The 24,435-nt window shown below is 63.1% G+C and carries 23 protein-coding genes and 1 pseudogene; 10 read left to right on the forward strand and 14 right to left on the reverse strand.

Going from position 1 to position 24,435, the window contains the following annotated elements:
* Positions 1–205: 205 nt before the first annotated feature.
* Positions 206–2,017: an ABC transporter ATP-binding protein gene (locus UC34_RS24770; RefSeq protein WP_084071106.1), complete on the reverse strand. Its 1,812-nt coding sequence runs from the start codon at positions 2,015–2,017 to the stop codon at positions 206–208.
* 756 nt (positions 2,018–2,773) lie between these two features.
* Complete coding sequence (locus UC34_RS24775) at positions 2,774–3,400, reverse strand: hypothetical protein (protein WP_044458708.1); 627 nt, start codon at positions 3,398–3,400, stop codon at positions 2,774–2,776.
* Between the two features lie 568 nt (positions 3,401–3,968).
* Between UC34_RS24775 and stbB the strand changes: the two genes are divergently transcribed.
* Entirely contained in the window at positions 3,969–4,586 is a 618-nt protein-coding gene (gene stbB / locus UC34_RS24780) for a StbB family protein (protein WP_044458709.1), read from the forward strand.
* Between the two features lie 48 nt (positions 4,587–4,634).
* Entirely contained in the window at positions 4,635–4,988 is a 354-nt protein-coding gene (locus UC34_RS24785) for a hypothetical protein (RefSeq protein WP_044458723.1), read from the forward strand.
* Positions 4,989–5,072: 84 nt separating this feature from the next.
* Here the strand turns inward: UC34_RS24785 and UC34_RS24790 are convergent, their stop codons facing one another.
* From UC34_RS24790 to UC34_RS26210, 3 genes are all read right to left on the reverse strand, one after another.
* Positions 5,073–5,522 carry a DUF3318 domain-containing protein gene (locus UC34_RS24790; protein ID WP_052811329.1) on the reverse strand — a complete coding sequence of 150 codons (450 nt, stop codon included), beginning with the start codon at positions 5,520–5,522 and terminating at the stop codon, positions 5,073–5,075.
* 100 nt (positions 5,523–5,622) lie between these two features.
* A complete protein-coding gene (locus UC34_RS24795) occupies positions 5,623–5,967 on the reverse strand; it encodes a phage holin family protein (RefSeq protein ID WP_044458695.1) in 345 nt (114 codons plus the stop codon).
* 130 nt (positions 5,968–6,097) lie between these two features.
* On the reverse strand, positions 6,098–6,226 hold the full coding sequence (locus UC34_RS26210) for an ElaB/YgaM/YqjD family protein (protein WP_237165379.1): 129 nt from the start codon (positions 6,224–6,226) through the stop codon (positions 6,098–6,100).
* 157 nt (positions 6,227–6,383) lie between these two features.
* On the opposite strand from UC34_RS26210, the gene UC34_RS24810 reads away from it, so the two are divergent.
* Positions 6,384–7,582 (forward strand): IS3 family transposase gene (locus UC34_RS24810; RefSeq protein WP_167370682.1). Its coding sequence is split into 2 segments (ribosomal slippage): positions 6,384–6,699 and positions 6,699–7,582, totalling 1,200 coding nucleotides; the frame shifts between segments, so codons are not numbered across the junction.
* A gap of 39 nt (positions 7,583–7,621) precedes the next feature.
* Here UC34_RS24810 and UC34_RS25575 read toward each other — a convergent pair.
* Positions 7,622–7,708, reverse strand: a pseudogene (locus UC34_RS25575) (DUF883 family protein); the annotation flags it as partial.
* A gap of 167 nt (positions 7,709–7,875) precedes the next feature.
* Positions 7,876–8,721, reverse strand: a complete 846-nt coding sequence (locus UC34_RS24820; RefSeq protein ID WP_044458711.1) for a universal stress protein — start codon at positions 8,719–8,721, stop codon at positions 7,876–7,878.
* A gap of 115 nt (positions 8,722–8,836) precedes the next feature.
* Here UC34_RS24820 and UC34_RS24825 point away from each other — a divergent pair, with 115 nt between their 5' ends.
* Complete coding sequence (locus tag UC34_RS24825; protein ID WP_167370705.1) at positions 8,837–10,924, forward strand: PAS domain-containing sensor histidine kinase; 2,088 nt, start codon at positions 8,837–8,839, stop codon at positions 10,922–10,924.
* 4 nt (positions 10,925–10,928) lie between these two features.
* Here the strand turns inward: UC34_RS24825 and UC34_RS24830 are convergent, their stop codons facing one another.
* The 5 genes from UC34_RS24830 to UC34_RS24850 form a co-directional block, all read right to left on the reverse strand.
* On the reverse strand, positions 10,929–11,921 hold the full coding sequence (locus UC34_RS24830; protein ID WP_044458727.1) for a zinc-dependent alcohol dehydrogenase family protein: 993 nt from the start codon (positions 11,919–11,921) through the stop codon (positions 10,929–10,931).
* A 36-nt stretch (positions 11,922–11,957) separates the two neighbouring features.
* A complete protein-coding gene (locus tag UC34_RS24835; protein ID WP_237165380.1) occupies positions 11,958–12,509 on the reverse strand; it encodes a helix-turn-helix domain-containing protein in 552 nt (183 codons plus the stop codon).
* Positions 12,510–12,886: 377 nt separating this feature from the next.
* Positions 12,887–13,540 carry a response regulator gene (locus UC34_RS24840; protein WP_044458650.1) on the reverse strand — a complete coding sequence of 218 codons (654 nt, stop codon included), beginning with the start codon at positions 13,538–13,540 and terminating at the stop codon, positions 12,887–12,889.
* Positions 13,541–13,694: 154 nt separating this feature from the next.
* Positions 13,695–14,165, reverse strand: coding sequence for a universal stress protein (locus UC34_RS24845; RefSeq protein ID WP_044458651.1), 471 nt, complete (start codon positions 14,163–14,165; stop codon positions 13,695–13,697).
* A gap of 7 nt (positions 14,166–14,172) precedes the next feature.
* Positions 14,173–14,724 carry a universal stress protein gene (locus tag UC34_RS24850; RefSeq protein WP_052811323.1) on the reverse strand — a complete coding sequence of 184 codons (552 nt, stop codon included), beginning with the start codon at positions 14,722–14,724 and terminating at the stop codon, positions 14,173–14,175.
* Positions 14,725–15,405: 681 nt separating this feature from the next.
* Here UC34_RS24850 and UC34_RS24855 point away from each other — a divergent pair.
* Both UC34_RS24855 and UC34_RS24860 read left to right on the forward strand, forming a co-directional pair.
* Positions 15,406–15,693: a DUF1488 family protein gene (locus tag UC34_RS24855; protein WP_044458652.1), complete on the forward strand. Its 288-nt coding sequence runs from the start codon at positions 15,406–15,408 to the stop codon at positions 15,691–15,693.
* Between the two features lie 270 nt (positions 15,694–15,963).
* Entirely contained in the window at positions 15,964–17,010 is a 1,047-nt protein-coding gene (locus tag UC34_RS24860) for an IS110 family RNA-guided transposase (protein ID WP_072617598.1), read from the forward strand.
* On the opposite strand, the gene UC34_RS24865 is transcribed toward UC34_RS24860, so the two are convergent.
* A protein-coding gene (locus UC34_RS24865; RefSeq protein WP_157123396.1) for an IS3 family transposase occupies positions 17,002–18,212 on the reverse strand; the annotation gives its coding sequence in 2 pieces (ribosomal slippage) (positions 17,002–17,897 and positions 17,897–18,212; 1,212 coding nt in all). The genes UC34_RS24860 and UC34_RS24865 overlap by 9 nt on opposite strands.
* 526 nt (positions 18,213–18,738) lie before the next feature.
* Between UC34_RS24865 and UC34_RS24875 the strand changes: the two genes are divergently transcribed.
* The 3 genes from UC34_RS24875 (at position 18,739) to UC34_RS24885 (ending at position 22,645) form a co-directional block, all read left to right on the forward strand.
* The gene (locus UC34_RS24875) at positions 18,739–19,131 is read left to right on the forward strand and encodes a cytochrome b (RefSeq protein ID WP_335645766.1); all 393 of its coding nucleotides are present in this window, start codon (positions 18,739–18,741) and stop codon (positions 19,129–19,131) included.
* Positions 19,132–19,218: 87 nt separating this feature from the next.
* Positions 19,219–21,495: a heavy metal translocating P-type ATPase gene (locus UC34_RS24880; protein ID WP_044458655.1), complete on the forward strand. Its 2,277-nt coding sequence runs from the start codon at positions 19,219–19,221 to the stop codon at positions 21,493–21,495.
* Positions 21,496–21,667: 172 nt separating this feature from the next.
* Entirely contained in the window at positions 21,668–22,645 is a 978-nt protein-coding gene (locus UC34_RS24885; RefSeq protein WP_084071098.1) for a universal stress protein, read from the forward strand.
* A 47-nt stretch (positions 22,646–22,692) separates the two neighbouring features.
* Here UC34_RS24885 and UC34_RS24890 read toward each other — a convergent pair whose 3' ends face one another.
* Positions 22,693–23,346, reverse strand: coding sequence for a BON domain-containing protein (locus tag UC34_RS24890; protein WP_044458657.1), 654 nt, complete (start codon positions 23,344–23,346; stop codon positions 22,693–22,695).
* Positions 23,347–23,832: 486 nt separating this feature from the next.
* Here UC34_RS24890 and UC34_RS24895 point away from each other — a divergent pair, with 486 nt between their 5' ends.
* Entirely contained in the window at positions 23,833–24,036 is a 204-nt protein-coding gene (locus tag UC34_RS24895; RefSeq protein ID WP_044458714.1) for a dodecin family protein, read from the forward strand.
* Positions 24,037–24,435 lie beyond the last annotated feature (399 nt).

The raw sequence follows: 24,435 nt of genomic DNA on the forward strand, positions 1-24,435 counted from the left end.
TACGTCCGCGCCCGCATCGTCCTGGGCGGCATCAAGGCCGTGCACATGATTCGCAAGGGCAGATGCTTGCCCCCCAAGGGACGCGGTGCATCCCCTGCTGAGAAATTCTATGCGTTGGCCGCGTAAAAACCAACGCTCCCCTGGCTTCGCTTCGGCGTAACTTCGTTATCGCGACAGAACCGCAAAGACGACGGTGCATCAACTGCTACCGCGAGGGGCCAACGAGTCCCTTGGCGAGTTCGAGCGCCTGCCGCTCGAACAGCTTGCGGTAGACCCCGCCGTCGCGCCGGATCAACTCATGGTGCTTGCCCTGCTCCACAATCCGGCCCCTGTCCAGCACGATCAGCCGGTCGAGCGCGCGCACCGTCGATAGCCGGTGCGCGACGACGATCGTCGTTCGGCCGATCATCAGTCGCGCCATGGCCTGCTGGATCGCCGCCTCGCTTTCGCTATCAAGGCTGGACGTTGCTTCATCAAGAATGAGTACAGGCGCATTGGCGAGGAAGGCGCGCGCGATCGCGACGCGCTGGCGCTCGCCACCCGACAGCTTGAGCCCGCGTTCGCCCACGAGCGTGTCGTAGCCATGGGGCAGCGCGGCGATAAACTCATGCGCGCTGGCCAGCCGCGCGGCGCGCTCGATGTCGGCGCGTCTGGAGTCGGGCCGCGCGTAGGCAATGTTCTCGGCGAGCGTGCGATGAAACAGCAACGGCTCCTGCTGGACAATCGCGATCTGACTGCGCAGCGACGCCTGCGTGGCCTGCGCGATGTCCTGGCCGTCGATCAGGATGCGTCCGCCCGCCACGTCGTATAGCCGCTGGACCAGCTTGATGAACGTCGTCTTACCGGACCCGGAATACCCCACGAGTCCGATCCGTTCGCCAGCGGCGATCTCCAGCGAGAAGTCCTGGTAGAGGCGCTGCGTGCCGCGATAGCCGAAGGTGACGTGCTCAAACCGGATCTCGCCCCGGCAGATACGGATGGGCCGCGCGCACGGCTTGTTCTCGATGCCAAGCGGCTGGCGTTCGAGCGCCACGAGCTCCTCCATGTCATTGATGGCGCGCTGCAGATTGCGGATGTGCATCCCCATGTCGCGCAGATAGCCCTGCATCACCAGGAACGTTGTCAGCGCGAAGGCGATGTCACCGACGTTCGCGTGCCTGGCTCGCCAGAGCCACAACGCCACGCCGAGCATCGTCGCCTGCATCGCGACAAGCATCAGGCTCTGGACGCTGGCACTGAGTATGCTGCGCCCCCAAGCGCGCCGCAGGCGCGCGCGCCACTTCGAGATGACGCGCTCAAGCCGCGCCCCCTCCCGGGTTTCGGCTCCGAAGGCCTTAACGACAGGATTGCAGGTGATCGCGTCGGCGAGCGCACCGCCCAGGCGCGTGTCCCAATGGTTGCCCAGGCGCGCGGCCGGCGCGACGCACTGCAGCGCCATGATGGCCGTCACCACGATATAAACGATCGAGCCCACACCTACGATCACGCCCATCACCGGCCAATGCACGCCGAGCAGCAGCGTCGTGCCCACAAGCATCGCAAAGGATGGCCAGAGCGCCATCAGCAGCGTGTCGTTTAACAGGTCGAGCCCCCACAGGCCGCGCGTGATCTTGCGCACGGTCGAGCCGGCAAAGCTGTTTGTGTGCCAGTCCGTCGAGAAGCGTTGCACGCGATGAAACGCGTTGCCCGCGATGTCGCTCATCATCTTCAGCGTAAGGTGAATGATCTGGGCGAGCATCGTTTGCCGCAGCACGGTGCCGGCAAGGCCCAGGCCAGTCAACGCGCAGAACGCGCGCAGCGCGTCGCGCCAGAGGGCGCCATCGCCCGCAGCGTCGTGGGCCAGCGCGTTGATCAGGCGGCCCGCGAAAAGCGGCGCGAGCACGTCGCCGAGCGCGACGGCAAGCGCACAGGTGAAGACCCCAGCGAGACGCCACGGCTGAGCACGCCAGCGCCGGAAGGTGAAAGCGAGTGCGTCGAGGAACGGCCGCTCGCCAGCGTGGGTCGTTGTCTGGGTCATGTCATGAAGCTCAGGCCGTCCGATGCGCAGACGCATCGGACGGATGGGGTCATAAGTACGCAATCCGTTGCGCGAAGCAGGAGCGGCACGGGACAGAACACAACGGGAATCTCGCGATTACCTCGTACAGGCGCTCCGTCGTCGATACTCCGCCGCCCCATGGGCAGGCGTGTTGGTGCTCACGCGCCGGTATGCGGCGAGCCGACCGAGCCGGCTTCCCTCAGGGCGGGGTCGAGTCCTGTTCATCGGCGGTGCTGCCGCTACGCTTGCGCACGGGCCTTCATTTTTTTGCTGATCGCGCTCCTACACAAGTGCTTGGCGAAATGCACGAAAGGTTTCGAGTCATCCCGTTTCGGCGGCTGGCCGGACTGACGGCCCCACTTGTCGCGCCCGCACGTCAGCGGGGCCTACGGCTCCTGAGGCACGCCAGGCGTGAGATGACCGCTTGAAATCCGCGAAGCAGGGGGAGGGGCCACTTTGGGGCAAGCACACATCGGACGCGAGAACGAAGACGCAATCGTGAGGCATTCTGCTTTGCTGGATCTCTCTGCTGACGCGACGCGCATTCTGACGACAATGCAGGCCGCGGTCAGTCTTATCAAAGAAGGCGTTTATCGGACAGAAACATGACGGACAGGGAGGAAATTTTTGTTACCAAGCCGGGACGTTTGGGCACCTACTGACGTTACGCGGAGACCGACGGGCATTAGCCTGTCGAGCCCGCGCGCCGGGCTCGACCAACGGGTACGCTCCAGTTCAGTGTCGGCTTCGGACCATGCTGTCTCTTGCCTGTTCCGCGCGCGCCGCGCCGATTGCGGACTCGGCGTGCTTTCTTTCTTCGGGCGGGGGCAGCACGGCCGGATAACCGAGCGTTTCGATCCAAAGCTCCCGGGCCCAACCCATCGTGTGGTACAGATGATGAGCCTCCTGGGTCTGCACAGCAGACACGGCCTCTTGCAGCACCTTGCCGAGTTCGCCACCCGTTTTCTGCGCCACGGTCGCGAGCAGTTCCCAGTTTTGGTGGTCCTTGGTTTCCGCCAGCACGACACATTCGGCAGCGGTAATTTGCGCAAGCGCTTCGTCGCCGGCCTGACATGCCATTTCTATCGCCTTGACGAGCGACGCGCCGTGATGTGCGACAACCTCACGCCCGGGCGTGCGGGTATCGGGATCGAGCCCGAATGCGGAGAACACCTCGCGTAACACCTCCTGATGGTTTTTCGTCTGCTCCAGGTATTCGTTCCATTCTTTCTCGAGATCTGTATTTTTTACACACGCTAGCGCTGCCGTGTAGACCTGCTCCCCGCCGAGTTCGGTCTCGTAGGCCTGAAACAACAACTCTTGAAGGCCGGGGTCATTGGATTGCATTTTGCGGGTCGTCATACCTATCTCCTGCCAGTGGTGGGGGACTGCCTCCGATAAGAGCGTATGCAATTACTGTGCCGCCACTGCTCGCCCGCCATTTGCTGAATCGGGTAAACCGGGGAGAAGACAGAATGAACACGACCCGAGAGGCGCCCACGGAGAGCAACCGTCCAACGCCAGCGAGCGCCCTGCCGCGCTATTCTTTTTGTCGCCGTGACGCTGACGCTCCGGATACGGTTGAAATACGGGCCTGTGCGCGCGGACGCGCTGAACGGGGCGCTGCCGCTGGCCAGCGGCATGAGCGCCCATGCCCCAGACGGGGGTTGTCTTCTATGCCGTCTTTGAGACGTGTACCGCACTGTGGGGGGTCCTTTGCCTCACCTCGATAAATCCGATCAAAGCACGCTACCGGAGCGCGGTTATTAATGGAGCGACGGCAGCGCGCGGTAGGGTGAATGGGGAGGTTTCTTACGTCGCGTGAGGAGACTGGCGGAAAAAGGACGATCTGGCGCGCTGTCGCTATCGAGGGGATGTATCGCGAGCGCACTGATGGCGCTTTGGGTCGCAGAATCGCTAGACGCAGTGGCTGCCCAGGGTCGAGACCATTAATGCCGGCTCGGCCGACACCGGTGCGCTGCGCCTGAAGGGCCGCGACTACGGCGGGCTGCAGGAGGACCTGATGACGCTCGACTCGGCCATCGTCGACGTGGGCGCGTCCAACGTCGAGGAATTCATCAAACAGATGGGCCAGTTCCAAGGGTCGCACGACGAGTTTGACTATTTCGTGGTGCCGGCGGTGAGCGAGAAAAAGCAGCAGACCGACACCGTGAACACGATTGAGACACTGGCTGGCCTCCGTGTGCCGGCACAGAAAATCCGCGTGGTGTTCAACAAGGTTGAGCTCGAAGACGCGAGCGACGTGCCGCGTCTATTACGGACGATCTTCGGGCTGCATGAAGACACCCGCAGTTTCACGCTGCGCGCAGACGCGGTGGTGTTCAAAAACGAGATTTTCGAGCGGCTGCGGGGGCTGAACAAGACCGTCGCCGACGTTATCGCGGACGGCACGGATTATCGGGCCATGCTGCGCGAAGCGAGCGATGAAGCGACCCGCTCGCGCGCAGTGAGCATGATCAGCGCCCAGCGGCTCGCCAGATCCGCGCACAGGAACCTCGATAACGTCTACCGGGCGTTGTTCAGGTGATCGGGAGGGGCCATGGCCACTGATGTCGCCACCGCGCGCGAAGCGCTGATGGCCGAGCTGCTGCAGGAGGCGGACGCGCTCGTGCGTCGTTTTGAGCAGGCGGATGAGACGCTGGCCGCCAGGATGGAGCAGGCGACCACGGACGCGGCTGGCAAGGCGTTTCTGGCCGCCCGGCTCAACTTTGAGTCCGTTATCGATAAAAACGCTGCGAAGCTGACCGAGGCGGGCCGCCATGCCGCAGCACAGATCGGCAATCAGATTAATCATAATGCCGCGCAGGCCGTCGCCGTGAACCTCGCGCTTGAGCGCAAGGCGCGGCGGTTCGTGCTGCTGCTCGTCGGCTTCGCGCTCGTGGCCGGGGTGGCGGATGGATTCGTCGGGGCCAGGCTGGCGGGCCCCTGAGGCACGGGCGGTGAACGATGGCGCTGAAAGACGGGCGGTCATCGTGCTATCGCCCCGACCACAAGCATCGCCACAAACAGCGCCTTACATCAACGGCAGCGCGTCATGATTGCAGGCCACGGGGGCCTGGGCGGACGATGTCACCGCCGCTTCGGGCGTTGCCACGCTACCGGTTTCCGGATCCGCCAGTTTCGTCGTGTCCTGTGAGCGCTGGATGCCTCGCCACACAAGCACGCCCAGGCCGCCCCACTGGAGAATGCGGCGGACGACGCGTCCGACCCGCGTATGCGACAAGCCGCTGAGGGCCAGCGAAGCCACCGAATTGAGTGGGTAGCGCTGCAGCAAACCGGCGAGCGTGAGGTCGGCGTTAGCAATGTTTGCGAGGTTGTTCAAGCTCGAAAGCCTGGCGAAACCGCCAGGGAGCAGATAACGAACCCAGCCAAGGTTGCGCAGCCGCTCGCGCGCGACGTGCGTGGCCTGAATCAGTTCGGCGCGCTCGACAGCGATGCGCGTGAGCACGATTTCCTTGCGCATGGCGAGGAGGTCATGACGCGTGAGAAGCGAAGGGCGCAGGTGTCGTGGCGACGAAGTCCGGCGCGAAGGACGCTGTTGCGGTGGCACGATCGGTTCTCCTTCAATCCGCACGCAGCGCGTTGCGGTCCTTTTTGAATTCGGTCAGTGTGGCTCCGAATGGCAACGGGGCCTCACGCAAAATATCGCGGGCACGGGTGGCGCACCAGCCCGCGAGCAGAAAATACACGATAACAATGCCGGTGACGGCCGGCAGGCGATACGTGTCCCAGAAAACCACGATCATCAGCGCGGTGAGTGACATGAGTGCGAGGACACCGAAGAGCATCGCGGCAAGGCCGAGGAAGGCGACGCCCACCAGGCGTTCTTTCTCTTCGGACAGTTCGATGCCGATGAGCTCGAGGCGCGACTGAAAAATCTCGAGCAACGCACCGGCGAGGTGCCGCAGCGAGGGCGGCGGGACGTGCGATCGTTGTCGGACATGGGCTGAGGTGGGCGGTCCGCCCGACCCGTATGGCTGGGCAGGCAGGCTCCGCCGTGGGCAGAGTAGGCGAGGAAATGACTTACGTCGGCGCGGCTTATTTGCGGTTGAGCAACAGGCCGATCACCACACCGATCCCGGTGCCAACGGCCGCGGCCTGCCACGGATGGTCATGCACATAGTCATCGGTCGCACGCGCGGCTTGCCTGCTCTTTTCGACGACCACGACTTGCAAGTCCGAGGCTTTTTCCCTGGCTTGTTCGAGCAGCGCCAGGGCCTTGGCGCTCAGTGGAGCGGCCCCACGTATCTGAGGACACGAGGACTCTCTTAAAATAAGGGATAGTCTTGTGCCTATCAGTAAGCCTAGTCATTACGTGGAAAGCATCGAAATTCTGACCGAGCCGGAGCGCCGTCGTCGGCGCACGGCGCAGGAAAAAATCGCCATCGTGCAGGAAACATTGGAGCCGGGAGCGTCGGTGTCGGCCGTTGCACGTCGGCACGGCGTCAATGCCAACCAGGTGTTCGGCTGGCGCAAGCAATACCAGGAAGGCAGTCTGGCGGCGGTGAAGGCGGGTGAAACCGTTGTACCGGCATCTGAGCTAGCCGCCGCCATCAAGGAAATCAAGGAGTTGCAACGGCTACTCGGGAAGAAGACGTTGGAGGTCGAAATCCTGAAAGAAGCCGTGGAATGGGGCCGGTCAAAAAACCTGATTGCGCGCTCGCCCTTGCTGCCGGGGGACGACCGATGAAGACGGTCTGCGAAGTTCTCGGCGTGGCGCGCTCTGCCGTGGCGGTCAAGCGAGCTCGCTCGTCCGACTGGCGCGATGGTCGCCGTGCCCGCGTGACCAACGATGCCGGGCTGGTCGAGGAGATTCAGGCCCATGTGGCGCACCTTCCTACCTATGGCTACCGGCGTGTCTGGGCGCTGCTGCGCCGCAGTCGGGAGCAGAGCGGTGCGCCGTGCATCAACGTCAAGCGCGTGTATCGGGTCATGCGGGAGCATCAGTTGCTGCTGCGCCGCCCCGGCGTGCGGCAAGACAAGCGGCGGCATGACGGTCGCGTTGCCGTGGAGCGCAGCAACACCCGCTGGTGCTCCGATGGCTTCGAGTTCCGGTGCGACGATGGTACGCCGCTGCGCGTGACGTTTGCGTTGGACTGCTGCGACCGCGAGGCGATTAGCTGGGCCGCAACGACCGGCGGGCATAGCGGTGATGTGGTGCGAGACGTGATGCTGGCCGCCGTCGAACAGCGCTTCGGCACCACGCAGGCCGCGCACCCCATCGAATGGCTGACGGACAACGGCTCGGCCTACATCGACTACCGCACGCGCAGCTTCGCTCGCGAACTGGGTCTTGAGCCGCTGACCACGCCGGTCCGTTCGCCGCAGAGCAATGGCATGGCCGAATCGTTCGTGAAGACCATGAAGCACGATTACGTCGCCTATATGGACAAGCCTGACGCACCAACAGCGCTCTCGCGTCTGGCAATCGCGTTTGAACACTACAATGAGCGCCACCCGCACAAAGCCTTGAAATACCGCTCGCCTCGCGAGTTCAGGCGTAATGCGGTGTCATCAACCTAACAGTGTCCGCCTGTCCTGAGTTACAGGGGCAACTCCACTCAGCTCAGCAGCACGCTCGCCACTCGTGTTGGCGGCTTGCTTGAGGAGGTCTTCGGCGTCGGCCAGTACGGATTTGATATCGGTCATGAACTTGCCCGCCACCGCCGCCAAACCTCTGACTTGCCTTTTGGCGGCAACCCTGGCCGTCCCATTTGTGCCATTCGTTACCCCTCCCTCATTCCATATTAATAGGAAGGTGTTGCAATGACCCATCGAACCTACCTGCCTTCTTTTTAAAATTCCTGGATACGATATCAATGCGACATCATCACGGGAATCCTCATACGCTCAAGCATGGTGCGCGTCACACCGCCGAGCACCCACTCCTGCATGCGCGAGTGACCATAGGCGCCCATGACGATGAGTTGAGCGTTATGGTCGGCCGCCCGGCTCAAGAGCCGCTCACCAATGTCCACATCGTTGCCGCCCAGCTCGGGGGTGACTTCCACAGGAACGCCGTGGCGCGCAGCGAAAATCGCAATGTCGGCCCCCGGGATCGGGCCTAGGCTGATTGAACCGTCGGCGCGACGCACATTCGTGATGCGAACCACTTTCGCGGCGCGTAATAAGGGCAAAGCATCCACCATCGCACGCGCGGCCTCGCGCCCGCCGTCCCACGCGAGCAGGATGTTCTCGAACGTTGTCGGTGGCGCGCCAGCGTATGGAAGAATGAGCACCGGGCGTCCGCTGTTAAGGACCACGGAGTCCACGAACGCCAGCGACGGACTCGTTTCAGGATCGTTCCGGTCTTCCTGGCCCACGATCACCAGGTCTGTGTAGCGCGCGCGCGTGCGCATCTCGCGACAGCTATCGTCCGACTGTGGCGCGAGCCACTCGGCCACAAGCGCCTGACGGTCACAAACGTCGCTAAATGTTCGTTCAGCGTAAGCTAAACGCCGGACGTCACTTTCAGGCCGGAGTGGGTCCCCCGCGAACCGGCGCGAAGTAGGCGCGGCCGCCGTGCAATTTTCTGGACGAAATGGTAAGTAAAGGCCCGTCAGATGCGCGGGTAAGCGTGCCGCCATCGCTGCGGCGAACGCCACCCGCGCCCGACACTGGTCACTGTTGTCCACGTGAACAAGAAGCGTTCGATAGCTCATCGCGAGTCTCCGATGCGGGCCGTCGCTATTGACTCTAGAGGACGCTCAGCGTTTGCCTCTTGATGACGGTCAATATCTGAGCGAAACGTCACGTCATATAGTGGGAATGTGTCCAGTGTCGGGCGCGGGCGATGTGCTTTTACCGGGAGCATGCACATGCGAACCTCAGCGCTCCAAGTCCACAAGCAGAGGAACGGGGGGCAAATCCGTCGGAATCAACATGCTCATGTCGAGATTGATCGCGCGCGCTGCATCGGGCCCATCGCTGCGGCGGGTCGACCGCCTCACAATAGTGGTGCTCTTTCTCCTCTGCGTCGCGCTTGCACTATGGGGCTGGGTGGCCGTCAGGACCACGCTGGAGAGCAACGTCGCCGCGCGGTTCGCCTCCCGCACTGCGGCAGCGACGGACAAGCTCGCCATCGCATTGTCTGCGTACCGGGAAGTCGTGCACCATGGCGCCATGGCGACGACGGCGCAGACTGACGAGAATGCCTGGTCCGAGTACGTTAGACAAATGCACCTCGCGCAGCGCCTGCCCGGCTTGGCGACATTCGGGGCGTGCGCGCGCGACGGCGATCGGATCGCGCGCCGCGTCGCCTACTCGGTGCGCGACGAAGTCGCGCTGGGTCCGGAGAACACGCTCGTCGTGGCCCATGCCGCGAGCGCGACCGGTGCAGCCTACCCACTTCAGGCGGGCACACCGGGGCATAAATTTCTGGTGTTGGTCTCGGATGCCGGCCCGGCGTCAGGATGCGCGTATGCCATCGTCGACATCGACACGTTGGTTCACGTCGCGATCGGACCGTTGGTGCACGATCTGACATTGCTCGTCGCCATGCCGGACGCGTCGGGTCACCTCTGCCCGGTGTTCGACAGTATGTCGCCACGGGCACCCGGCGAGCCCAGACCGGCCGTCGTCTATCGAGCGCAAACTATCGTGCGGTACGGAACCCGCCCCGCCTTGTTTTTGACTTACTCCGCGTCCGGCGAATTTGCGCGCTTGCGAGGCACCGGCGTGGCAATGCTGGTCCTCATGCTCGGCGTCGCGATGAGCGGGTTGACGGCGCTCGCGTGGGCGCTGGCGCTGCGCGAGCGGCGCGGGGCGCGCTCGCTAAGCGCACGTGTGGCCGAGGATAAGCGGTGCTGTGAGAGCCGTCTATACAGCGTAATTCAATCGGTACGCGAGGCCATCATCACGATCGATGAGAACCACCGCATTCAGATATTTAATCCGACGGCCGAAAACATCTTCCAGTGCAGCGCCATGGACGCTATCGGCACGCCGCTCGATCGATTCATCCCGGCGCGCTTTCGCGAGGTGCACCGCGCTCACATCGAACGCTTCGGACTGACGGGCGTGACAGAGCGCCGGATGGGCTCGGGCGGGCAACTGGCCGGCCTGCGTGCCGACGGGGCGGAGTTTCCGATGGAGGCGTCGATTTCGCAGACGGTCGACGCTTCGGGCAAATTTTATACGGTCATATTGCGCGACGTCACGGAACATCGCCGCATTGCCACGGCACTGCAAACGTCGCGTAACGAACTCGAGAAGCTCAGCGGGCGTCTGCAGGAGGTCCGCGAAGCGGAGAAGCGGCGCATTGCGCGGGAACTCCACGACGATCTCGGACAGCGGCTCACTGCACTGAAAATGGACGCGTCGCTGCTGAGACGGTCGGTGGATGGCCACTCGCCTGCCGGTGAGGGAGTGGCCCAGATCGAGCGCGCGATCGACGGCATAGTCGTGGCGGTGCGCCAGATGGCCGCCGATCTCCGCCCTCCGATGCTCGACGATCTCGGCCTCGGCCCGGCCATCGAATGGTACATCCAGGACTTCTCGCGTCGTTATGGCGTCGCCGTCGACCTTACCGGCGCACCCACTCTGCCGCCCGTTCCGCCGGCGGTGGCCACGGGCCTGTTCCGGATTGTCCAGGAGGCGCTCAATAACGTTGCAAAGCACGCCCGCGCAACCTCCGTCACGATCGACCTTTGCTGTGACACAGCGTATCGGCTCAGTATTTCGGATAATGGGCGCGGCCTACCCGAGCGGCCTCCCAAACCCAATTCGCTGGGGCTCATCAGTATGCGCGAACGCGCCCGCCTGCTGGGCGGAACGCTGGAAGTCCACAGTCCCGCCGAAGGAGGGACGGTGGTGACGGCCGTGATTCCGCGGCGACTGCCCCCGCCTGCGCCGCCTGTCCTTTAAGGGCTCACGTCTGCTGGACGTTGAGAACTGCGGCGCCCGCCACTGCGCCACTACGCAGGTCGTCCAGCGCCTCGTTGGCGTCCTCCAGCGCGTAACGTTGGGTGGCCACGCGCAAAGGGACCCGTTCGGCGAGGGCGAGGAACGCCAGTCCGTCGTCACGCGTGAGATTCGCCACCGAGCGAAGTTGTCGTTCGCCCCACATTAATCGATAGGGGAACGACGGAAGATCGCTCATGTGGATGCCCGCGCATACAACGCAACCGCCTCGCTCGAGCGCGGCAAGCGCCTGCGGCACGAGTGCCCCCACCGGGGCGAACAGAATGGCCGCATCGAGCGAGCGCGGCGGCAACGCGTCGCTGGGGCCCGCCCAGCAGGCACCGTGCGCGAGCGCGAAAGCTATGCCCCGCTCATCCCCCGGTCGGACAAAGGCGTACACGTCGCGCGCCTGAGCCGTGGCGATCTGGGCAATCAGATGGGCGGCCGCACCGAAGCCGTAGATGCCGATGCGCCGCGCCGCGCCCACCATTTGCAAGGAGCGAAAGCCGATCAGTCCCGCGCACAGCAGCGGCGCCGCAGTGGCGTCATCGTATCGCTCGGGCAGCCGGAACGTGAAGCGTGCCTGCGCGAGGGCGTACTCGGCATAGCCACCATTGAGAGTGTAGCCGGTAAACTCCGCGCGCCCACACAGATTCTCGCGCCCGGTGAGACAAAAATGGCAACCGCCGCATGTCGATCCGAGCCAAGGCACACCGACCCGCTCTCCAACAGCGAGGTGTTCCACCCGCGCGCCCAGCGCCGCGACCGTCCCCACGATCTCGTGGCCCGGAATGACGCCATCGGGAACGTTGGGCAGATCGCCGTCGACCACGTGCAAGTCAGTACGACACACGCCGCACACCCGTACCCGGACCAAGACCTGTGTCGGACCGGGCGCCGGTACCGGCAGTGCCGCTAGCCTGAGCCGGCGCGCGCCCTTGCACAATTGCATCGCTCGCATGGTCCCGTCTTGCCGCACATGCATCGCCATGCCCAGTTAGATCGAGGCCATCGCCATATTCCGCAGGCGTTGCGCGTCGAGGATCGTAATTTCGCGTTGGCGCACCCGCAAGGCATTCTGGGCTTGCATGCGCGAGAGCATGCGACTGACTGTCTCGAGCTTCAAACCGAGGAAGCTTCCAATCTCGCCGCGCGTCAGATGGAGGAAGAATGATTGCGGCGAGAAGCCGCGCGCGGCAAGACGCGTGGACACATCCAGCAGAAAGCTCGCGAGCCGCGCCTCGCCGCGCGTGCTGCCAAGGCGAAGCACCTGTTTTTGCTCGCGCACGATTCCGCCAGCGATGAGTCGATGCAGCTGATGGCGCAATATCGGCACTTGCCCGCAAACGGTTTCGAGCTCGGCATACTGAACGGCGCACACTTGGCTGTCTTCGAGCGCGACCGCTTCAGAAACATGGCGCCCGTCGGCAATGCCACTCAGGCCGAGGAGCTCGCCGGGGAGCAGATAGTCGGCGACTTGCTCCCGGCCATCGGGGTGCATAATGACGGTCTTAAACGTTCCGGCATGCACCGCGTACAAGTGCTCCAATGGGTCGCCTGGCCGAAATAGTACCTCACTGCGCCGTAACGTGCGGCGAACGCGCACGAGAGCGGCCAGTCGACGCGCCACCTCTTCTGGAAGTTTCTGCGGCAGGCACAGGTCGCGCAGCAGGCAGGGACTACAGCGCCCAATATGCGCGACGCTCGATGCTACTGTATCGTCGAAGGCAAGATGAATGTGGCAAGATCCGCGCCGCAGGGCTGGCGCGCTCTCAAGCGTTGGTGGCGGGATGCACATAGCGGACTCCGAGGCATCTGCGAGGGAAACGTCCCTTTTAGTATCCGAAGGGCGCAGCGGAAATGAAATCAGCCCGACGCGCGAATCTACGTCAGCCGAAGTGATCGCCTGTAGGCGCAAGCCTACAATCAGTCGGCCCAAAGGCTATCGTGCAGGAGGTCATACCGAAGCGCATAGGGCACGAGCTCAGCCTGACTGGTGAGTTGCAACTTTTGCAGTACGCGAGCTTTGTAGGTACTGACGGTTTTCGCACTGACACACAGCACCTCGGCGATCTGTCCGAGATTCAGCCCGCGCGCAAGCATCAGGAAGACATCAAACTCGCGGTCCGAGAGGCGGCGATAACCGGGACCATCGGCCACGGCACTCGCCAGATCCTGCGCAATTTTCTCAGCCATAGAAGGACTGAGGTAGACGCCGCCCGAGTCCACCTTGCGCACCGCCAGCACGAGCTCGGCGGGAGCGCTTTCCTTGGTCAGATAGCCCGAAGCCCCCGCTTTCAAGGCCCGCACAGCATATTGCTCTTCGCCATGCATGGTTAGCACAAGAATAGCCACCTTGGGGAAAGACGCTTTGATATGGCTGATGAGGTCGATGCCGCTTCGCCCGGGCATGGACAGATCGAGCAACAGCACGTCGCACAGCGAACGCTCCAGTAAAGTCACCGCCTGCGCCCCGTTGGCCGCCTCGCCAACCAGTTCCAGGTCGTCAATACCGGCCAGAATCCGCTGCAACCCGGCCCGTATCAGCGTGTGATCGTCTGCGACAATAATTCGCGTCATGCCCGGCTCCCGGCGCTGTTCGCTTACCTTAGGGATATGCACGCGCCATCGGCCCAGGCGCACACAACTTTATGGCCTATTTTAGGCGACATTCCGATCAACCGACGTCCTTCGCGACATCCGGGCCGGGGTCTTCAGTCGAGGGAAGCTCGTCCTACCGGTTCGGCTTGCCCCGCATGGGCTCGCTCGGCGCCGGAATGAGAATGACCGGCCGTTGCGCCTGCCTCACGCAGGTCTCGGCCACGCTGCCCAGCGCCGACCGACGACCCCCCCGACGGCCATGCGTGCCCACCACGATCGCATCGGCGGCAAATTCCGCCGCAGCGAGGTTGATCTGCTGTGCCACGTCGCCCGACACGGGTGGCAGTTCACGGATCTCGACATCGCCGTTCACGCCCTCTGCCCCTAACCGCTGGCTGGCGATGCCGCGAATATGTTCACCCTGTGCGCGTAATGCCTCGATATAGGGTAACGGATCTATGTCGGCCACGTAGGCTAACGGCACGTCGACGACGAACAGCACGCGCAGACGCGCGGCGCGCGCCTTCGCGACGGCCAGCGCGTAATCGAGCGCGCGATCCGATGTGGGGCTACCGTCGATGGCAACCAATAGGCGTTTGAACATAACGTCATCACCTCGCGACGAGTGTCCCCGCTGCGGCCATCGCGGCGATCAGCTTCCCCGGCTCCTCGGGGATCAGCATGACAGGTCGACGCGACTTGCGCAGTACCTCTTCGGCGACACTGCCCAGCAGAAGTCGGCGCGCCCCCCGGCGGCCGTGAGTGCCCAGCACCAGAAGGTCGGCGCGCCAACGCTGCGCTTCGCGGAGGACCGCGCCGGCCACGGTGCCTCCCCAAGCGCGCAGTTCGATTGAGCGAGTGTCCGCCTGGATGCCCGCGTCCTGAAGCGCCGTGTACGCGTCACTCAGGAGCTTTTGGCCTTCACAGATCCATCTTTCCCGGGCCGCCTGCCAGTCGGCCCAGGGTGCCTGCGTCGCTGAGTACGATCCGAGTGGTTCGTCGATGACGTGCACGACCCGCATCACATCGTCGGCCAAGGCGAAGCGAATGGCTGCCTGCAACGCATGCTGCGCTGTATCACTCGGGTCCATGGCGACAAGAATGCGTTGAGGCATTTGACCGTCCCCGGCATTCGCCGCAGATTCCATGAAAATGCGTTCCATTCGCGCCTGTCGGTTGCGCGAATGACGCCGTGACGTCGCGGTGGGCGCATCCGGCGTCACACCCTACTGTAGGCAGCCTGAAGCGCACCGGGCACCGCAAGGGTGTGCTGGGTTGATGCACGTCAATGCGCACGCGTTTTGCGCGGCCCCCGAGGCCGGCGCCGCCTATGCTACGAGTCACCAACGCTGAAACGCGTCGATGTGTCCCCGAAGTTTTCCGTGGCGATAGCGTTTGTGGGGCCGCCAGCACCGTAACCGGATCCCAACCGCGGGGGTTACATTGGGAGAGCGAATGCCCATCGCCCGCGCGGCATCTCAAGCTGTCAAGGCGCTGCGTCGCCAGAACCGGGCGCCTTGCCTGCTGAAGTGCTCCGGCAGAGGGCGATTGTGCTTACGTACGCGCATATTGAGGACAGCGACCACCGCTGGCGCGCACCCGTGATGGCCGTGCCGGTCCTGTGTATTGCACCGTGGTGACAGTCGATACGCTCTTGGCACACATAGTTATGGGAGGAGACGTTGGCATGGCTGCCGGAGTTCAAAGCCTTGGGGCGCACGAGTTGCTCAATCGCGGCGAATCCTTTGCGGTCGACGGCCCGCGCCGCCGTAGGCCCAATGGCGCGCGCAGCCTCGCTTAATCAAACACGCCGCACTGCGCGGCGCTCATGCGGGAACCCGGCCATGGAGATTGATTTCCCTCATTTCACGCCCGTCTACAATGCCGACGACATCTCGATCGAATTTCTCGCCCAGGTCGACGGCAAGCACATGCTCTGCGCCATTTCGGCCGAAGCGCTCGAAGATCATTTCGGCGCAACGTCGTGTAACGTCGACGAGCTGACGAAGGCATTCGAGGCAAATCGCAGCGTGATCGAGCAAATGGCGGCACAGTATCTTCGCCTGTGCCACGGCACGCCGGTGCTGCTACGTAGCGGTCATTTCAGGTGGGCCACGCCGCGCCCGACCTAGCGGCACCCTTGAGATGGGGGGAAACTCATCGTCAGGCGCCGCCGCGGTGTGGGGCGCTTAAGTTACCGACGGCCGGTTTGCTCCTGGCTAAAAGGGGGCGACAGCATGGAGGCCGCCTACCGCCAGTCATTGTCCGGGAGAATGAAATGAACGCGTCCCACCCCGTGACCGAGTGAGCAAAGGAAGGTGGATCCTCACGGGCCAACGGCATCGATGTGCCCAAAGTGGAAAATACGAAGTTTTCCAAAGCAACCGGAGGATCCGAGTGAATTGTACGGCAGGGGTGTAGACATCGCGAAAAGTGTGTTCCAAGTGCATTACGTCGATCAGGAAACTGGAGAGATCGTGAACAAGCCGATCAAGCGGGCAAAGTTCCTTGAGCATTTTGCGAACCGAGCGCCGTGCCTGATCGGGATGGAAGCGTGCGGTGGTGCGCACCACTGGGCCCGGCAACTCACGAAGCTGGGCCACGAGGTGAAGCTGATGCCGGGGGAGTTCGTAAAGGCTTTCAACATCAGGAACAAGAGCGATGCGGCTGATGCGAAGGCGATCTGGCTGGCCGTGCAGCAGCCGGGCAAGCCGGTCGCAGTAAAGACCGAAATGCAGCAAGCCATGCTGGGGCTGCACCGGATGAGACAGCAACTGATCAAATTTCGCACGATGCAGATTAATGCTCTGCGAGGGCTGCTAACGGAATACGGTGAAGTGATGGGCAAGAGTCGGGCGAAGCTCGAGAAGGAAATACCCGCTGTGCTCGAACGGATTGCGGAGCGTTTGCCTGCCGTGCTGATGGATACGTTTCGCGCGCAGTGGAACGGACTGGAGAAGCTTGATGAGCAGATCGCTGAGATCGAGCGTCGGATGCGCGAGTGGAAGAAAGAGGATAAGGCGGTCAAGGCCATCAGCGAGATTCCCGGTGTTGGATTACTGACGGCAACAGCAGCTGTCGCGATGATGGGAGATGCGAAAGCGTTCAGTTCGGGACGAGAGTTTGCCGCGTGGGTTGGGATCGTGCCGAAGCAGACGGGTTCGGGCGGCAAGGTGAACTTGCATGGCATATCAAAGCGCGGCGACACATATCTGCGCACCCTGCTGATTCACGGTGCACGATCTGTGCTGACGCATGCGAAAGAGCCCGGTGAGTGGGTCGAACAAATCCAGAAGCGGCGGCCAAAAAATGTCGTAATCGTCGCGTTAGCCAACAAGATGGCGCGAACGATCTGGGCAGTTCTTGCCCATGACCGACAGTACCAGAAGGGATATGTGAGCGTGAAACCTGGAGTTGACCCTGTAAAACCGGACACACCATCACACTAAGGTTGCTGAATCCATCGAGCGCCGGAACTCGCGAGGCGAGCGGTATTTCAGCGCGCTATGGGGGTGTTTCTCGTTGTAATGCTCAAATGCAATGGCCAGATTGTGAGCAGCGGTTGCAGCATCCGGCTTCGGCATGAAGGCGACGTAGTCGCGCTTCATCGTTTTCACGAAGCTCTCGGCCATGCCGTTACTTTGCGGACTGCACACGGGCGTGGTCAATGGCTTTAGTCCGATGTTCATCGCAAACCGGCGCGTATCGTCAGCCGTATAGCCCGAACCATTGTCGCTCAGCCACTCGATTTCGGACGGCGTATGCACCTCGTTGCCGAACCGATTTTCCACTGCGGCCAGCATCACGTCGCGCACAATGTCGCCGCTGTGGCCTGCTGTCGTCGCCGCCCAGCTCATCGCTTCTCGGTCGCAGCAATCCAGCGCAAACGTCACACGCAGCGGCTCGCCGTTGTCGCAGCGGAACTCGAAGCCGTCCGAGCACCATCGCTGATTGCTGCGCGCGACGGCCACTTTGCCATCATGTCGACGGTGGGCTCGCGGCGCAATCGGTCGGCGCTGCGTCAGCAGCCCATGCGTTCGCATGACGCGATAAATGCGCTTGGCATTGAACGGCGCCAGTCCAACTGCAACGCGCTCGTTGCGCAACATGCCCCAAACCCGCCGGTAGCCATAGCTGGGCAAATCGCCGACGACACGGCGGATTTCCTCGACTACAGTTTCGTCGTCGGTCGGCCTTGATTGCCGGCCATCGCGCCACGTCGCCGGACGCGACAGTCGTGCCGATACGTTCGAGCGCGACACGCCGAGAACTTCACAGACCAGTTTCACTGGCCGTCCTCCGGCAGCAAGGGCGAGTGCGCTATCCATTTTTTTGCTCGGCTGTATTCAACTGCTTCCCGGAGAATCTCGTTCTCCATTGTTTTTTTGCCGAGCATCCGTTGCAGCTCGCGAATCTGCTTGAGCGCATCAGCCAACTCCGATGCCGGAACCACTTCTTCGCCAGCCTTGACCGCTGACAGGCTACCGTCCTGGTACAGCTTGCGCCAGTGGAATAGCTGGTTCGGGTTCACGCCGTAATGGCGCGCGACCATTGAAACCGATTTTCCCGGTTCGAAACTCTCGCGAACCATCGACAGTTTCTGCTCCGCCGTCCAGCGACGCCGGCGCTCTGGGCCCGTCAATACTTCCATCACTTCCTGCTTGGTGTTAGTCAAAAACACAGTCTTATGCCTACCCGTTATTGTAAGTGGGTCGCTGTGTCCGGTGTTTCATGGGGCCGCTCCAAAACCCGTCTAGACGGGCAGCGCTTGCGTAGAGGATTAACGTTTAAACACAGGGTGAACGTCGAAAGGTTGCGCAGCGATCGAGTGTGATGACAAGCCAGGTAGGACCGGGACTCGCTAAACCTGAATGATGCCTCGAGCTTTGAGCTCGCCGGGAGAATGAGGTGCGAGTCAGCGAATTTCATAGGGGCCCGCAGCGACTGTACCGACTGCATCGAGGCCGGATATAGAGCTGCAGCCCATCCTGTCTATCAAAACACGCGAAAACTGTTGCAAACGGGACGCGTTCATATAGGTATCATGCTCACCGCTTCGAAATATTCGCCGGCCATGCGTGCGTTGCATTGGTTCGTGTTCTTGATGGTATTGATCGCCGTCGTATGCATCGAGCATCCTGCACATTTTTCCGAAGGGCAGCGCGGCGCGCGCGGACTTGTTCGCACTCCATCAGACGGCGGGGTTATGTCTATTGGCGCTGATGGTGCTTCGGCCGTTCGCCCGCCTATGCTCTGCCGTACCTCCTGCCGTCTCCGGCCCTGGAGCGTTGGGTCGCGCGGCGCAGATGACCCATACCGCGCTATATTTACTGATGATGGGCATGCCGGTACTGGGAGTGCTAGCCGTGGCGTGGGCCGGGAAAACCATTGGGCCCGTCGGCCTTGACTGGCGCATTCCCCTTCGTCCGGATATGCTGCTGGCCCACCTCGCCAAGCACTGGCACAAAACCGGGGCGACGCTCGTGTACGTTTTTGTCGGACTGCATGCCGCCGCCGCCCTTTGGCACGAGTTCGTGCTCAAAGATCGACTGCTGAGCCGAATGCGATAACACAGTCGACGCGTCGATGCGAGACAGGCTCCTCCCACCGACCCCGCCGTTGCCGCCGTCGCGCCGTGAGCGCGTTGCAACCCCCCCATGCGCTGGCTCAACCATTCCCGCCCGACGCTGCTGCTTGCCTTATCGGTGCTGACACTGGCCGCCGGCGCGCTCGCACGCCACACGGGCGCGGTGGATCTCGTCCGATACCTGTGGGGGCTCGGCGTCGTCGCCAACGGGCTCGCGTCGGCGGTGACAATGATCCGCTCGCTCAGGCGACGGCAGCTCGGCGTGGACGTCCTCGCCCTGCTGTCGATGAGCGTTGCGCTGCTGTCAGGCGAAGTTCTCGTGGCCGCCATCATCGCGCTGATGCTGGCCAGCGGAGGCGCGCTGGAGCACTTCGCCCAGTCGCGGGCGCACAGGCAAATGACGGCGCTGTTGGCGCGCGCGCCCACGCACGCCACGCGGTTCGAGGACGGCCAATGGCGCCAGGTGGACCTTGATGCCATTCGCGCGGGAGACCGTCTTTTGGTTCGCCCCGGAGACGCCGTGCCCGTCGACGGCACGCTCGTAATGCCAGCCGAGCTCGACGAATCCACATTGACTGGCGAGTCGGCGACGCGACACCGGGCGGTGCCCGACGCGGTGCAAAGCGGTGTATTGAATGCCGGGGCGTCTTTCGAGATGGTGGCACGCGCCAGCGCCGCGAACAGTACCTTCTCAGGCATTGTCCGGATGGTAGGCACCGCGCTGACCGAGCGTAGCGCCCCGGCGCGCATGGCAGACCGCTACGCTGTCGCGTTCGTCGGCTTCACCCTCCTGTTGGCCGGGGCAAGCTGGTGGATGAGCGGTGACGCGCGGCGCGGCCTCTCGGTGCTCGTGGTCGCCACCCCCTGCCCGTTGCTGCTCGCCGTGCCGGTGGCGATCGCCTCCGGCATGTCACGTTGCGCCATGCGCGGCATTCTGATCAAAGAGGGGGGTGCCCTGGAGCGCTTGGCGCAGGCCGACACACTATTGATCGACAAGACCGGCACGCTCACGAGCGGGTGCGCACGACTTGCCGACATGGAATGCGACCCGCGATTTCGCCCCGAGACCGTCCTGGGCCTCGCGGGCTCGCTCGCGCAGGCATCAAGCCACACCAGCGCACGGGCCATTGCCCGGGCGGCCCGCGACCAGGGGATTGCGCTGCAGTCGCCCGACGCCGTCACTGAAACCGCTGGCGCGGGCATTGACGGTCGCATCGGTCAACATGTGCTGTCGATTGGCAGCGCATGTCACGTTCTCGGTTCCGCTGGCGTCCCCGCCTGGAGTAAGGAATTCGCCAAGCGCATCGGATATGACGGCGCATCGCCGGTGTTTGTCGGGGTGGACGGGGCATTGGCCGCGGTGTTGCACCTCGTGGATTCCCCGAGGCCCGAGACACCCCGCGCCCTGCGACTGTTACGCGAAGCCGGCCTCAGGCGGCAAGCCATGTTGACCGGCGATAGTCGAGACGCGGCCGAAGCCATGGGAGCGCTGCTGGGGATTACCGAAGTGCACGCGAGGCTCTCGCCCGCCGAGAAGCTCGCCGCCGTGCGCCGCGCGTGCGCCGATGGTAAGGTCGTGATGGTGGGCGACGGCATTAACGATGCCCCGGCGCTCGCCGTCGCCGATGTCGGCGTCTCTTTGGGGGCGCATGGTGCGGCGGCAAGCGCCGAAGCCGCCGACATCGTCCTGTTGGTCGACCGGCTCGACCGTCTTGTCGTGGCACTTGGTATCGCGCACCGTACGCGGCGTATCGCGCTGCACAGCGTTGCGCTCGGTATCGGCCTGTCGCTCACGGCGATGCTCGCCGCCACGCTCGGCTGGCTCCCTCCGCTTGCGGGCGCTGTGCTACAGGAGGTCATCGACGTCCTGGCCATCGCCAATGCCCTGCGTGCGCTAACAGCGGGCGCCAATGAAGCGGCGCCCCGCCTGCCGAAAAGCGACGCGCAGCGTCTTATCGCCGAGCATGCGGAATTGGCGCCTGTGATGAACCGCGTTCGCACCACGGCCGATGAGCTGGCCCATCTGCGACGAGACCAGGTCAAGTGCGCGTTGCAGGCGCTCCATCAGGCGTTGACCGAACTCGTCGTGCCGCATGAACGCCGCGACGATACCCAACGCTATCCTGACATTGCGCGCCTCCTCGGAGGCGACGACCCGCTGGCGGCGATGAGCGGCATGCATCGCGAGATCTTCCGGATGGTCGCCTTGCTGGGCCGGATCATCGCGGACATGCCGGCAAATGGCCCGAACGCACTCACCATACGGCAACTGCAGCGCCTGCTATACGGACTCGATGCCCTCATGCGTTTGCACTGCGCGCAGGAGGACGAGCTGTACTATGCGTGACGAACGTCGGCAACCGTCGGTTTCGCCGCAGGGTTGTGCGGGATGGCTTGCCGAGGCCTGGCGGACGCGGCAACCGTGGCACGCTTGATTTAATGCAATGCCTGGACTACGGTGGGGCCTATGCTATTCGTAGGAACGGAATGCGGAGCCTCCGGCACGACTGGCGTCGATCATGGAACCCCCTTCATCCTTGTTATCTCCTCAGGACGCTACCGAGCGTTGGCGTCGCATCCTTGTCGCGGTTGATCCACGCGGTGCGTCGCGCCAGGCCGTCGCGTATGCGACACGCTTGTGTTCGGCGTCCACCCACGTGCTGGTACTGGGCTTCTTCGAACATCCTTACGCCTATATGATGCCGCACTCTCGGACTCCGGCGGACGTGCACGCCGCCTTTGACGAGCTGCGGCACGATGAAGCGTCTGTGTTGAGTGACGCGAGCGGCGCGCTGGCGTGCACCGGCGCGAAGATCGAGACGCGGCTGCTCGGTCCGGCGCTCGGAAATCGTGAAATCGCCGCCGCGATCGCGCGGGTTGCGCAGGCATGGCGAGCCGATCTGATCGTTGTGGGCGCCGCACCGGCCCACGGTATCTTTGCGGCGCTGGCGACGAAAGTCTCTGTCGCGCTGTCACGCTATACTCATTGCGCAATTTTGATCGTTCCGGCCCATGCAGGCGAGGCGTGCTCGCATTCCCCGCAGCGCATACTATTTGGCATCGACGGCAGCGATGCCTCCCTTAACGCCTTGCGCGTGGGCATGTGGCTGGCCCCTCCCTACGCCGAACTGCTGGCCTTGTATATTGAGGACCGCGGCGTGGATCTGGCTGATGTACAACAATTCTTGCTTGAGCCGGCGTGTCGGGTTTCTCGAAGCGCGAAGGCGTTGAGGCGGGCAATGGCGCTCCTGTCGAAGCCCGGCAAAAACGTTCGCATCGAAACCCGCGTCTCGCACACGCGGCTGATGGAGGATGTCGCGCAGGCGATTGTCCGGGAGTCGCGGCAATGGGGTGCGGACCTTATCGTCACGGGCGCGCGCGATCGTCACGGGATGTTCGCATGGATCGATGGGCATGAGAACGAACGTCTGGCCCGGGCCGTCGACCGCCCCTTACTCGTCGTTCACGCTCACGGGGACGCGCGCACGCGCCCCTAGCGCCAGACCATTATGATCCGCTGAGCGGGCCGGCGGGGGCGCAGCACTCACTCAACGGTCAAACGGTCCTGCACCGCGCACACCCCCGGCGTGCTCATCGCGGCGCCCCGAACGGCTTCTTTTTCCGCAAGAGAATGAACCGTACCGTTCAGGAGCACCTCACCATTGCCCAGCAGGGCGATTTCCAGATGGCGTGCCTCACGCAGCGCCTGCCGGGAGAGTGCTGCCGCGATGTGCTCGACAATCTCCGCGCGATGCGGGGGGCACTTGACCTTAATGTCGTTGATCACGGCTTTGACGCCGCGCAGCGTGCGAATCGCGCTCTCCGCGTGCAGACGTTGCGTGTACAGCTCGACCTCCCCCGCGAGCGTGACCCAGCCGTCTTCAACCTGAACACGCAGGCTGCCCGCAGGCAGGCCCGCGTGCCACTTTAGAATGGCAAGTACCGCGCGGGCAATGTCGGCGTCGGAATGCTGGCCTTTGGTATCCGGTGACACCTCCAGCGACACAACGATCGCGCGCGCGCCAGCAACGCGTGCGGCAATACGCTCGGCCTCCCACTTTTCCAGCAGGCTCGCGACCTTGCCGCAAAGTGTAACGATGCCATCCTGGACCTGAACACCGATGTCGCTTGCGTGCACACTAGTGTCGCGGGCAAGCTCGTCCATAACGTCGCGCTGCAGTTGGGAATCGGTTTTCATCAGGTGCCTCCAAGAGTGGCGCAGTGTGCCAGTGTTGGCAATTTCCACGATAGCAGGTATGCCAGCGTTCGCTTGCGTCCATCTCCCGATGCTTGACTAACATCAAGCTGGCTGCCGTGCAGCGATCGACGGCAGTCGCGCTGCTTGCGACGCGGCACGGATTCGCAAAGCCTAGCCCTGCCCTCTGGGCTCACGGCGGCTCAGCGAAACACGAGTCAAGGCCGCCCCCCCGCTGACACGGTCCGCGATTGTCTCCGGTTCCAGACTGGTTCGAGCGACCAAGTGAATTTAGCGGATGCGAAGGCGCGTCAGCGCTCCCGCCAGCGAGTCAGCCACCACGCGACATATTGCGCTGGGCGCTTATCGCCAATGCCAAGCCACGTTTGATATGGATCAACGTTGCGCGTGAACGGTATGCCACTCTGGTTGATGGCAGCGACAATTTGCGCCGCGGCTCCGATCAGCGCTCTCAGACAGGAGGCAGTCATGTCAGACGTCGTCAAAGTCATAGAAATTCTCTCCGAATCGCCCAAAAGTTGGGAAGACGCAGCAAGCGAGGCGCTTAAAGTGGCGCAAAAGTCACTGCGCGAAGTCAAATCCCTCTACATCAAAGATTTCTCCGTAGAGGTCGATAATGGGAAAGTCGTGAATTACCGGATTGCTGCGAAGCTCAGTTTTAGGCTGGAGTAAGGGACGGCTAGCGAATAACGCGACAGCCGGGAGTTCCGTTGCGTCAGGCGCCGGCCAGGCAATTTTCTTGAGGTGATCGCGATGTCGTTGCTTCGACAACCGACATGTCGGTGATTCGCGATGTGCGGGCGAAGGGCGCGCCGCTCCGCAGCGTATGGGCAGGGCGTCGTGCGCGCACGCGGGTTAGAGCGGACACCTGGCTTCCCATACGGGCCGCCCGTCTGTAGCCAGTTTTACGCTCATGAAGAAGCCGGTCGGCGACGCCTGTCAAAGCTGTCATCTGATAGCGACCGGACATGCCCGGCGGGGGGGGGAGTCCAGGCAGCACTCGACACGAATGTCATTCTGTCATTCAGCTCACCCGCGCCCCAAACCTGCTTTGATCGAGCTCGCGCGCGA

The sequence above is a fragment of the Pandoraea vervacti genome (assembly GCF_000934605.2).
In the GTDB taxonomy this organism is placed as follows: domain Bacteria; phylum Pseudomonadota; class Gammaproteobacteria; order Burkholderiales; family Burkholderiaceae; genus Pandoraea; species Pandoraea vervacti.